This window comes from Mesorhizobium sp. M0001, assembly GCF_040324255.1.
Taxonomy (GTDB): Bacteria; Pseudomonadota; Alphaproteobacteria; order Rhizobiales; family Rhizobiaceae; genus Mesorhizobium.
Genome location: NZ_JAMYVS010000007.1, coordinates 302,157 through 313,681, shown reverse-complemented (window position 1 = coordinate 313,681; position 11,525 = coordinate 302,157). Strand labels below are relative to the sequence as shown.

General features: G+C 62.8%; 10 protein-coding genes. 6 read left to right on the top strand and 4 right to left on the bottom strand.

Annotated elements, in window-relative coordinates; genetic code table 11:
* Positions 1-214: 214 nt before the first annotated feature.
* Complete coding sequence (locus NKK50_RS21415; RefSeq protein WP_023670333.1) at positions 215-1,108, top strand: hypothetical protein; 894 nt, start codon at positions 215-217, stop codon at positions 1,106-1,108.
* A 262-nt stretch (positions 1,109-1,370) separates the two neighbouring features.
* Positions 1,371-3,992, top strand: coding sequence for a bifunctional diguanylate cyclase/phosphodiesterase (locus NKK50_RS21410; RefSeq protein WP_352543830.1), 2,622 nt, complete (start codon positions 1,371-1,373; stop codon positions 3,990-3,992).
* A 45-nt stretch (positions 3,993-4,037) separates the two neighbouring features.
* Here the strand turns inward: NKK50_RS21410 and NKK50_RS21405 are convergent, their stop codons facing one another.
* Positions 4,038-5,660, bottom strand: coding sequence for an ABC-F family ATP-binding cassette domain-containing protein (locus tag NKK50_RS21405; RefSeq protein WP_023670331.1), 1,623 nt, complete (start codon positions 5,658-5,660; stop codon positions 4,038-4,040).
* Positions 5,661-5,886: 226 nt separating this feature from the next.
* On the opposite strand from NKK50_RS21405, the gene NKK50_RS21400 reads away from it, so the two are divergent.
* Positions 5,887-6,201, top strand: coding sequence for an EthD family reductase (locus NKK50_RS21400; protein ID WP_023670330.1), 315 nt, complete (start codon positions 5,887-5,889; stop codon positions 6,199-6,201).
* 52 nt (positions 6,202-6,253) lie between these two features.
* Here NKK50_RS21400 and NKK50_RS21395 read toward each other — a convergent pair whose 3' ends face one another.
* Positions 6,254-6,997, bottom strand: a complete 744-nt coding sequence (locus NKK50_RS21395) for a 2OG-Fe(II) oxygenase (RefSeq protein ID WP_023670329.1) — start codon at positions 6,995-6,997, stop codon at positions 6,254-6,256.
* A 65-nt stretch (positions 6,998-7,062) separates the two neighbouring features.
* On the opposite strand from NKK50_RS21395, the gene NKK50_RS21390 reads away from it, so the two are divergent.
* Entirely contained in the window at positions 7,063-7,521 is a 459-nt protein-coding gene (locus NKK50_RS21390; protein ID WP_156940649.1) for a hypothetical protein, read from the top strand.
* 46 nt (positions 7,522-7,567) lie between these two features.
* Here NKK50_RS21390 and NKK50_RS21385 read toward each other — a convergent pair whose 3' ends face one another.
* Both NKK50_RS21385 and NKK50_RS21380 read right to left on the bottom strand, forming a co-directional pair.
* Positions 7,568-8,107, bottom strand: a complete 540-nt coding sequence (locus NKK50_RS21385) for a carboxymuconolactone decarboxylase family protein (protein ID WP_023670327.1) — start codon at positions 8,105-8,107, stop codon at positions 7,568-7,570.
* Positions 8,108-8,151: 44 nt separating this feature from the next.
* Positions 8,152-8,574 (bottom strand): OsmC family protein, encoded by a 423-nt coding sequence (locus NKK50_RS21380; protein WP_352543829.1) that lies wholly within the window; start codon positions 8,572-8,574, stop codon positions 8,152-8,154.
* 174 nt (positions 8,575-8,748) lie between these two features.
* On the opposite strand from NKK50_RS21380, the gene NKK50_RS21375 reads away from it, so the two are divergent.
* Positions 8,749-9,201 carry a (2Fe-2S)-binding protein gene (locus tag NKK50_RS21375; protein ID WP_352499516.1) on the top strand — a complete coding sequence of 151 codons (453 nt, stop codon included), beginning with the start codon at positions 8,749-8,751 and terminating at the stop codon, positions 9,199-9,201.
* A gap of 15 nt (positions 9,202-9,216) precedes the next feature.
* Positions 9,217-11,517 carry a xanthine dehydrogenase family protein molybdopterin-binding subunit gene (locus NKK50_RS21370; RefSeq protein WP_352499517.1) on the top strand — a complete coding sequence of 767 codons (2,301 nt, stop codon included), beginning with the start codon at positions 9,217-9,219 and terminating at the stop codon, positions 11,515-11,517.
* The last annotated feature ends 8 nt before the right edge of the window (positions 11,518-11,525 follow it).

Sequence of the window (11,525 nt, the reverse complement as noted above, 5' to 3'; positions counted from 1 at the left end):
GTGGTCGCGGACGGCTTCTGTGGGGGGGGTTGCGCTGGAAGCGCTATCGGCGTCCGGGGCTGCAAATGGAGGCCGCGCTGCACGCGCGGCGACCCCCTCTGGCCTGCCGGCCATCTCCCCCTCAAGGGGAGAGATCTGCAGCTCCAACGCCGTCTTTTTTCGGCCCAATGTTGTCATGTATCCTTGGAATCGAACGTAGAGCAGGGTTTATATCATGCGGTGGGTCTGGACGTTTCTGTTTGCGCTGGTGAGCAGCGTGGCTTTCGCGGCCTCGCCGGAGGACGACTATGTGGCCGCGCGTGACAAGGCGATTGCTGATATCGCGGCGCTGAACAGTGCGAACGCGGCAATCGAGACCATCGACGCTGAGAACGAGAAGGCGCTGGCCGACCTCCAGCAGCGTCTTGCCGGCATTATCGGGCCGTTGGCGGTCAAGGACTTTCCCCCAACCGGCACAATCAATATCGAAAGCCTCAGCGACTCCGATATCGGCTATGGCATGCTCGATGGACTGCGATACACCAAGGACGACGACGGGCCTAGCCTGGTGGCAACGACGCGAGGGCTGCTGGAGCGCTGGCTCCAGTCCAGAACCGCCGAGACCGACGAGAGTTTCAAACTGCCCGCCGGCATCGATGAGGCGCTTAAGCTCGATGCCTTCTACACCCAGGCGATCAACAGCGACGCCGCCTTCGAGGGAACGCTCGACTTTCCATTGAAGAAGCCTGAGGGCGCCGACATCGCCTTCGCACGGCTCGGCGGCTGGACGCAGGACGTCGGACCGATCTACGAGCAGGAAGTCGTCGTTACGCTCGTCAAAGGCAACAGCGTGAGAATTATCGCAGCGCCGGCAGCCCCTGCAGTTCCGAAGATCGCCGCCTGCGACGCAGTGTGGGCTGCAGCGGACGCCGCAGCGCAGAAATTCCAGGCGGCCTACCAGGCATCGGACCTGAAGGACGAAAAAGCGTTCGATTCCTCCAACGCCGCCTGGGACAAGGGCGACAGCGACTACCGGGCCTGCATGGCGCAGCGCCTGCCGGCTGACCCGGCTTTCCCGGCGCTGCTCGCCCAGGCGCAGGCGCTGGCCGATCAAATGGCTGGGAAGTAAGCCTCCCGCAAGGGCCCGCGCGGCAAGATCAGGCGGCTTGTTGCAATCTGAGGCGAATATGACTTCGCCGCTGGGTTGCAGAACGCTGCAACCTGGCGTCCTACTTTCGGACACTCATTCAGATTTCGGCTGGACCCTGGCAGCCAAAAGCTTACCGTTTGTTCTCGGATTCGTCTCGAAGCTCAAACTTAAGCTTTAGCTACTATGGTCGACCGAAGGACTACTGTCCTGGAAAGGTCTTCGGATCGAGTTGGCAGGTGCAATGCTCAATTCCGGCCGGTTGAAACGGGCCGTTTTTTCTTCCGCCAACTTGCCGGCGGCGATTGCCTTTGTCGTGCTTCTCGTCTGCGCCCTGGTTGCCGACCAGAGGAACAGAGAGGTCTCCGATCAGCTGGCGCGCGCCGACGTCCTGGCCAAGGTCAACATCATACGCGCCAAGCTCGAAGGCAACATAGGCGGCAATCTCCAGCTGGTTCAGGGTCTCGTTTCGACAATCGTTACCGAGCCCTTTATGGGCCAGCAAAGATTTGGGGCACTCGCCCGTAATTTGTTCGAGCAAAAATCGCAGTTGCGCGATATTGCCGGTGCGCCCGACCTCGTCATCGCGCTGATGTATCCGCTGGAAGGCAATGAAAAAGCCATCGGGCTGGACTACCGCAAGAGCGATACGCAACGCATGGCCGCGCTTCGCGCCCGTGACCAGCGCGCGCTGGTGCTCGCCGGGCCGGTCAAACTGGCGCAAGGCGGACGCGGCTTCATCGGCCGTATCCCGGTCTTCGTGCCGACGGCGGGTGGCGGCGACCGTTTCTGGGGTATCGTCTCGGCCGTGATCGATGTCGATCGGCTCTACGCTGCCAGCGGACTGACCGACCCTGATCTGGATATCGATGTGGCGCTTATCGGCAAGGATGCGCTCGGCGGCGGCGGGGAACTGTTCTTCGGCGGCGATAATGTCGTGTCCGGCAATCCGGTGATGGCAGAGGTGCAATTGCCTTCAGGCTCCTGGCAAATTTCAGCCATACCGAAGGGCGGCTGGCCGACCGCTCCGAAAAATGAGTGGCTGTTGCGTCTGCTCATGGCGCTTGCCGGCGCGCTGGTGGTGCTGCCGATCCTCGTGGCAGGACGTCTTTTCGGTGAGCGGCAGAAAAATGACGCCGAGTTGAGGCGCCTGTCCCGGCGGCTGGAGCTGGCGTTGGAAGCCTCTGCTATAGGCGTGTGGGAGCACGATACCGTCAGCAACGAACTCGTATGGGACGACCGCATCAACGAAATCTATGGCAAACCCTCAGGCGGCAAGTCCCGTAGCTATGACGACTGGGCCTTGGCGATTCATCCCGAAGACTTCGAACGGGCTAAAGCAGATTTCGATTCGGCTGTTGCAACACAAGGCCCCTACTCTTCGCAGTATCGGCTCCTGCGGCCGGACGGCACCATTCGCCATGTGCGCACCCGCGCCAGTTTCTTCCGGGACATCGACGGCACGCCAAAAATGATCGGCGCCGAATGGGATGTGACAGGCGACGTGCTGCTCAACGAGAATCTCGTGCGTGAACGTCGCCTTTCAGAATCGAAAAATGCCGAACTGAACCTGGCCAAAGCCCGCATCGAGCATGTCGCGATGCATGATTCGCTGACCGGTCTGCCCAACCGTCGGTATCTGGACGAGATGCTTGCCGAAAACCGCGAAGCCGACGGCCGTGCGGCGTTGCTGCATCTCGACCTTGACCGCTTCAAGCAGATCAACGACACGCTCGGCCATGCAGCGGGCGATGCTTTGCTGGTGCATGCTTCGAAAGTCATCAAGGCCAGCGTCGGCAGTGCCGATTTCGTTGCGCGCATCGGCGGCGACGAGTTTGTCGTGCTGAGCCATGGACGCGACGACAAGGAACTCGCCGCGCTGGCCGACCACATTATCGATGCGATGCGCCAGCCGGTCGACTATCTGGGTCACCAGTGCCGGTTCGGCGTCAGCATCGGCATTGCGGCCAATAGCGGCGTCGATGCAAGGCAGTTGCTTGTCAATGCCGATCTGGCGCTGTACCGGGCGAAAGGCCGCGGCCGCAACCGCTACGAGTTTTTCAACGAAGAGCTGCAGAGCGAGATCGTGCGGACCAAGCAGACCGCCGACGAGATTCTGGGCGGGCTCGAGCGGAACGAATTCATCGTCTACTATCAGCCGCAGTTCGACGCCAAGACGCTGGAGATCGTCGGCGTCGAGGCGCTGTCGCGTTGGGATCATCCGCAACGCGGCATGCTGACCCCCGACGCCTACATCAAGGTGGCTGAAGAACTTAATGTCGTGGCGCTTATCGACCGCACCGTCCTGGAGCAGGCGCTCGATAATTTTGAGCGTTGGTCGCGCAGCCACCTCAACATCCCGCGCGTCTCGGTCAACGTTTCCGCCAGGCGCCTGGAAGACAGGGATCTGATCAAGGGTTTGCGCAAGCTTCCCATCAAGGAAGGGACCGTGTCGTTCGAACTGGTGGAGTCGATTTTCCTCGACGAAAACGACGAGCTGGTCAGCTGGAACATCGAACACATCAAGGGGCTCGGCATCGACGTCGAGATCGACGATTTCGGCACCGGGCATGCCTCGATCGTCTCGCTGTTGAAGTTGCGGCCCCGTCGCCTCAAGATCGACCGCCAGCTGGTCACCCCCATCACCAGCTCAACCGCACAGCGGCAGCTTGTGTCATCCATCATCGAGATCGGCAAGTCGCTCGGGATCGAAGTGATCGCCGAGGGCGTCGAGACGATGGAGCACGCGCGCATCCTGAAAGAGCTTGGCTGCGACATCTTGCAAGGCTTCCTGTTCGGCTACCCGATGGACGCCAAAGCCTTCAAGGCCTTCGCGCAGTCGCGCAAATGGCTGGCGGCGAGCTGACAAATCCTGGCTTTGCTCGACGCAAATGCGGACGCAGGACCTGCGTCAGGTCCGCAGCCCCGGCGCCTCGTGCCCGGTCCTCTCCACATATTCGGTATAGCCGCCGCCATAGGTGTGGATGCCTTCGGGCGTCAGTTCCAGCACGCGGTTGGAGAGTGCGGCCAGGAAATGGCGGTCGTGCGAGACGAACAGCATGGTGCCTTCGTACTGCGACAGCGCCGTGATCAGCATCTCCTTGGTCGCGATGTCGAGGTGGTTGGTCGGCTCGTCGAGCACCAGAAGATTGGGCGGGTCGAACAGCATCAACGCCATCACCAGGCGCGCCTTTTCGCCGCCCGACAGCACCCGGCATTTCTTCTCGATCTCGTCGCCGGAAAAGCCGAAGCAGCCGGCGAGTGCCCTGAGCGGCGCCTGGCCGGCTTGCGGAAACGCGTCCTCCAGCGTCTGGAACACGGTGCGTTCGCCCTCCAGCACCTCCATGGCGTGCTGGGCGAAATAGCCCATTTTCACGCTCGGCCCCCGCGCGACCGTGCCGGTGTCGGGATCGGAAGCGCCTGCCACCAGCTTCAGCAGCGTTGACTTGCCGGCGCCGTTGACGCCCATGATGCACCAGCGCTCGCGGCGGCGGACCTGGAAATCCAGCCCCTCATAGATCGAGCGACTGCCATATCCCTTGTGGACGTTCTTCAGCGTCACGACATCCTCGCCGCAGCGCGGCGCCGGCTGAAAATCGAAATTCACGATCTGGCGGCGCTTGGGCGGCTCGACACGATCGATCTTGTCGAGCTTCTTCACCCGGCTCTGCACCTGGGCGGCGTGTGACGCCCGCGCCTTGAAGCGCTCGATGAAAGCGATCTCCTTGGCCAGCATGGCCTGCTGGCGCTCGAACTGCGCCTGCTGCTGCTTGTCGGCGATCGCCCGCTGCTGCTGGTAGAATTCGTAATTGCCGGAATAGGCGGTGAGCGAACCGGCGTCGATCTCGACCACCTTGTTGACGATGCGGTTCATGAACTCGCGGTCGTGCGAGGTCATCAGCAGCGCGCCCTCATAACCCTTCAGGAACTGCTCCAGCCAGATCAGGCTTTCGAGATCGAGATGGTTCGACGGTTCGTCGAGCAGCATGACGTCGGGCCGCATCAACAGGATGCGGGCGAGCGCCACGCGCATCTTCCAGCCGCCGGACAGTTTGCCGACGTCGCCATCCATCATCTCCTGGGAAAAGCCGAGGCCGTCGAGCACTTCGCGGGCGCGGCCATCGAGCGCATAGCCGTCGAGCTCCTCGAAACGATGCTGCGCCTCGCCGTACTTCTCGATGATCTCGTCCATCCGGTCGGCCTGCTCGGGATCGGCCATGGCCGCCTCGAGTTCGGCCATTTCGGCCGCCACGTCGCTGACCGGCCCGGCGCCGTTCATCACTTCGGCCACAGCACTATGGCCCGCCATGTCGCCGACATCCTGGCTGAAATAGCCGATGGTGACGCCGCGATCGACCTGCACCTGGCCCTCGTCGGGCTGCTCCTGGCCGGTGATCATGCGAAACAGCGTCGTCTTGCCGGCGCCGTTCGGGCCGACAAGGCCGACCTTCTCGCCCTTCTGTAGCGAGGCCGAGGCCTCGATGAAGACAAGCTGGCGGCCGTTCTGCTTGCTGATGCTTTCAAGACGGATCATGAGGCGGTCCGGGGGAGTTGGTGCAAAGTTGAGGGATTTGCCCGGGGCCATACGCGAATGAGCGCAAGGAGGAAAGAGGCAGAAGCGCCACAGATGGTGGCGAGGACCCGTCATCGCGCCCGAAACAAAAATCCAGCGATTGTCGAAAACCGCCCTCGCGGAACGACATTGGCACGGCGGCCTGCATGGCCCCCAAACAGCGACACCAACAGGCAGGAATATGACGATGGCCAAGATGCTCGTGATCTACAAAACCCCGGCTGATCCGGAGGCGTTCGACCGGCACTATTTCGAGGTTCATGTGCCGCTGGCCAAGAAGCTTCCCGGCCTGCGGCGCTACGACATCAGCAGGCGGCCCATCATCAAGCGCTCGGCGGGCGAGATTCCGTATCTGGTCGGGACACTCTATTTCGACAGCCTCGCCGATATGCAGAGCGCATTTGCCACCGAAATCGGCATTGCCTGCGCCGCTGACCGGCGTATACTCGCCCCAGGAGACGATGACTTGACGATGCTGCTGTTCGACGTCGACGAAGTGTGAATCTTAGCCGATCTCGGAGTGGAACGAAGGAGCCGCGCCGAAGCGGACGACGTTACTTCGCGTCGTGGAAGATGATCCCCACCGTATGCCGCCGTCCCGAGCGCAGGCGGCTGACGCCGTGCCGGAGATTGACGCGGTAGTGCCCTTTCGTACCTTGCACCGGGCGATTGTGGACAGCAAAGATCACTGCATCGCCCCGGGTCAGCGGCACCACTTCGGCACGGCTTTGCATGCGCGGGCGCTGCTCGGTCAGCACGAATTCGCCGCCGGTGAAATCCTCGCCCGGCTGCGACAACAGGATCGCGACCTGCAGGGGAAAAGCGAGGTCGCCATAGAGATCCTGATGGAGGCAGTTGAAGTCGCCGGGGCCATATTGGAGGAGAAGCGGCGTCGGCCGCGTTTGGCCGCTTTCGTGGCAAAGCTGGAGGAAGGCGGCGTGGTCATCGGGATAGCGCTGTGCCACGCCCATGCGTTCGTTCCAGTCGTTGGCGACGCCGGCCAGCCTCGGATAGAGCGCGGTGCGCAGGCCACCGACCAGATCCGGCAGCGGATAGCGGAAATAGCGGTACTCGCCCTTGCCGAAGCCATGGCGGGCCATCACCACATGGCTGCGGAAATGGTCCTCATGCGGATAGAGACCGGCGATCTCAGTGCACTCCTCGGGTGAAAGCAGCGCCGGCATGACGGTGCTGCCGTGGCTGTTCAGTTCGCCGATCAGAGCACTCCAGTCCTGCGCTGCGATGCGCGCTTCGGCCGAATGGGCTGCGCGTTTGGTGCTTATCGAATGGATGGTCATGGATGCCTCCTTTGCTTGCGGTCAAAGTGGGGCGAACGAGGCGCCTGGGCCACCCGATTCCTGCGATGAACATTGTCATCTGCTGCCGGCAGCGATTAACTGTGTACATGCATCTTTCGATCGAACCGCTAAATGGCGTCAAGGGGCTTCCTCTCGGATCGTCTAAGGCGACTGTCAGATCCTTCTTTTCAGGAGAGCTCAAGGTCTTCCGGCGGAGCCCAACCAGCGTTCCGGCCGACTATTGGCCGGACCTTGGAGTATTCGCCTATTACAAGGCCGATGGCGCACTCGAAGCGCTAGAATTCACCTCGCCTGCGATCTTGGAACTGGGTGGCGCGTCGCTGTTTCCGATTTCCATGGAGGTTGCGCTGAGGTTCTTGAGACAAACCGACCCCCATGTGAAGGTCGAGATCGATAGCGCGATTTCGAATGCTCTCGGCATCAGCATCTGGACAGCCATAGGAAAAGAAGCGGACTCCCAGGTGGAAACACTTTTGCTGTTTGGAGCCGGCTACTACGGCTGATCCTTCCGGGCGATATCCACTGCAGATCGACTGCGTATCGATCGCATCAGATCGGATCGGCACCCTTGCGGCGATACGCCTCCAACTCAGGGTCCAGATCGACCCTCACCGCGTTTGTGAACAGGCAGGTCGCCACCATGATGCCGGCGAAGGCGACGAGGTTGACCAGCAGCGTGTCGTCATAGCGAGCCTTCAGCGCTGCCCAGATGTCGTTCGGAATGACATTGGCATCGGCGGCGACTGCCTTGCCAAATTCGATCAGCAACGCCTCGTCGGAGGTTGGCTGGATTGCCTCGGGATCAAGGCCACCATCGATCAGCGCGCGGCGGAAGAAGGTAAGCGGTATCTCGGCGCGGCATCTCTCGGAGATCGCCAGCGACAACAGCCAGACAGCGCGGTCGTCGAGTGCGGGCTTGAGCAGATCGCGCAGGGTGAACCATTCGGCATAGATGCGGTGGGCCGCCGGTGAATGCAGCAGGATGCGCTTCATGTTGGTCATGCGTCCGCGCAGGCCAAGCTCCCTGTCGTGCTCGGCGCGGATGTCTTGCGATGCCGAGGCGTAGTCGATCGGCGGGATCATGGCCATGGGACGGTCCTTGGTTGGTGGCAGCGAGGCATTCTGCGAAGCCCTCACCCAAGCGTCGTATGCAATTGCGGCGCGGCGCGCAGCGTGTTGGACACCGTGCAGATCGCTTCGGCGTCCTCGACGATCCGCTGCTTGGTCGCAGCGTCGAGATCGCCTGAGATGTCGAGCCTGATGTTGAGCCTTTCGACGCGCGACGGCTCGTCCTTGGCCTTCTCGCCGCTGACCTCGGCGCGTACTTCGCCAAGCGCGGCGGCGACGCCGAGGCGGGAGGCGGCGATGCGCGCGCTCAGCACCATGCAGGCGGCGAGCGAGGCGTAGAGCAGGTCGAGCGGATTGAAGCCCGGCGCGCTGACGCCGGTGACGACATCGACTGCACCGCCGGTCGGAGTGGTGATGGAAGGCAAGCCGCCGGGCTGCAGCGTCGCCGTCGCGCCGGTGACGCGGGTCCTGACCTTCAACTCACCCATCGCAAAAACCTTTCAGCCGGCAGCCCGGCAAAGATCAGGGGCACTGTGGCGCGCACACGAGTGCGATTTGCACACGCGTTGCGGTGCCGAACAACATGCATGTGATTAGACACGACCGGCAAACAGGTGCCTACTGCATTGTCCACGGGGATGCGGATAACCGAGGAGAGGCCCATGATTGCGCTCAATGTAAACGGCGAGGATCGCAGTGTCGACGTGCCGGACGATATGCCATTGCTGTGGGTGCTGCGCGATGTCATCGGCCTGACCGGCACGAAGTTCGGTTGCGGCATCGCCCAGTGCGGCGCCTGCACGGTGCAGCTTGACGGGCAACCGGTGCGATCCTGCGTGTTGCCGGTCGCGTCGGTTGGGTCGCGCCATGTCACCACCGTCGAGGCGATCGGTGCGACGTCGGCGGGCAAAAAAGTGCAACAGGCATGGCTCGACCTTGAAGTGATCCAGTGCGGCTATTGCCAGTCCGGCCAGATCATGTCGGCCTCGGCGCTGCTGGAGCGCAACCCCGACCCGAGCGACAGCGATATCGATGCCGCCATGTCCGGCAATATCTGCAGGTGCGGCACCTACACGCGAATAAGAGCGGCCATAAAACAGGCCGCGAAGGCCTGAGGGAGACAGCCAGCCATGAGCAAGCCGTCCTCCTCCCCCACCCAAAAACTCACCTCGCGCCGTGCCTTCCTGCAGGGCAGCGGCCTTCTGCTCGGCTTCACCATGCTGGGCGCCGGCACCAGGCCCGGTTTTGCCGCCGCCGAACCCGTCGAGGGCGACGTCACCGCCGCCTTTTCACCCGATGCTTTTATCCGCGTCGACAGCGACGGCAAGATCACTTTCATCCTGCCCAACATCGAAATGGGCCAAGGCACGCACACCGGCGAAGCGACGTTGATTGCCGAGGAACTGGAAGTCGGCCTGGGCCAGGTGAAGGTCGTCGACGCGCCGCCCAACGACAAGCTGTACGCCACCGCTGCGCTTGGCGGCCAGGCAACGGGCGGCTCGACCTCGATGCGGGCAACCTGGGAATCGCTGCGCAAGGCAGGCGCCGTTGCCCGCACGATGCTGGTTGCGGCAGCAGCCGCGCAATGGGCGGTTCCGATTTCGGAATGCAGCGCCAAGCTTGGCGTGGTCACGCATCTGCCGACAGGCCGGCAGCTGGCCTATGGCGCGCTCGCCGACGCGGCCGGCAAGCAACCGGTGCCGAGCGACGTCAAGCTCAAGGACCCCAAGGATTTCCAGCTAATCGGCAAGTCGCTGCGCCGGGTCGACACGGCGGGCAAGGTCAATGGCGCGGTGGTCTACGGCATCGATGTGCGCGTGCCCGGCATGAAGGTGGCGACGGTCGCCGCCTGTCCGGTGATCGGCGGCAAGCTCGGCGATGTGGACGAGACGGCGGCACGCGCCGTTCCAGGCGTGCGCGATATCGTCAGGCTGGACAATGCGGTCGCCGTGATCGGCGATCATTTCTGGGCGGCCAAGAAAGGCCTCGAGGCCCTCACCATCACCTGGGACGAAGGCGCCAACGCCAGGCTTTCAAGCGACGATATGATGAACACATTGAAGGCTGCGTCCAAAAACAAGACACCGATCATGGCGCGCCAGGAAGGCGACGTCGCCGGCGCGCTGAAAGCCGCCGTCAAGACGGTCGAGGCGAGCTATGAGCTGCCGTTCCTCGCCCATGCGCCGATGGAGCCGGTCAACTGCGTAGTGCATGTGCGCGCCGATGAATGCGAGATCTGGCTCGGCACCCAGGTGCCCACCCAGGCGCAAGGCTGGGCGGCACAGGTCACGGGCTTTCCGCTCGACAAGATCATCGTGCACAATCACCTGATCGGCGGCGGTTTCGGCCGCCGGCTGGTCGCCGAATATGTCGGCCAGGCGGTGGCGATCGCCAAACAGGTGAGCTACCCGGTCAAAGTTATCTGGACGCGTGAAGAAGACATCCAGCACGATCTCTACCGGCCGACCTACTACGACCGGATATCAGCCGGTCTCGGCGCCGACGGCTTGCCAACCGTGTGGATCGACCATGTCGCCGGCGGTTCGGTGTTGGGTAATTACATCCCCGGCGGCTGGCCTCAGGACAAGCTTGACGACGATGCCGTCGAGGGCGCCGCCAAACCGCCCTATGATCTGCCGGTCATCCAGGTCGACTGGGTGCGCGAGGACCCGCCGGTGCCGATCACCTGGTGGCGCGGCGTCGGACCGACGCACAATGTCTTCGTGGTCGAAAGTTTCATGGACGAACTCGCCAATGCGGTGGGCAGGGATCCGGTAGAGTATCGCCGGGCGCTGACGAAGAACCAGCCGCGGGCCGCAGGCGTGCTCGAGCTGGCGGCCGAAAAGTCGGGCTGGGGCTCGCCGCTTCCGGCCGGCAGCGGCCGCGGCATTTCCCTGCACGATGCCTTCGGCAGCTTCATGGCCGCGGTGCTGGAAATCTCGGTGTCAGCGGCCGGCGAGATTACGCTGCAGCGCGCGGTGGTGGCCGTCGATTGCGGCATCGCCATCAACCCAAACACGGTCGAAGCCCAGATCGAAGGCGGGTTGATCTTCGGCCTGTCGGCGGCGCTCTACAGCGGCATCACTTTCAGCAATGGCCGCGTCGACCAGAGTAATTTTCACGACTACCGCATCCTCCGCAACAATGAGGCGCCGAAGATCGAGGTCTATCACGTCAAGAGCCTGGAATCGCCCGGCGGCATCGGCGAGACGGCAACGGTTTCGGCCGGTCCCGCCCTTGCCAACGCGATCTTTGCCGCGACGGGAAAACGCCTGCGCAGCCTGCCCATGGACCGCAACCAGCTGAAGAGCGACGGCGCCGACAAGACCAGCGTGTCGATGGTGCCGCCGTTGGCAGCGCCCTTGCTGGCGGTGCTGGCGAACAGCGAGGAGCGCTCCGAGCCCGGCATCGAAACCGAAGTCGAAGTGTAGTGAAGGCC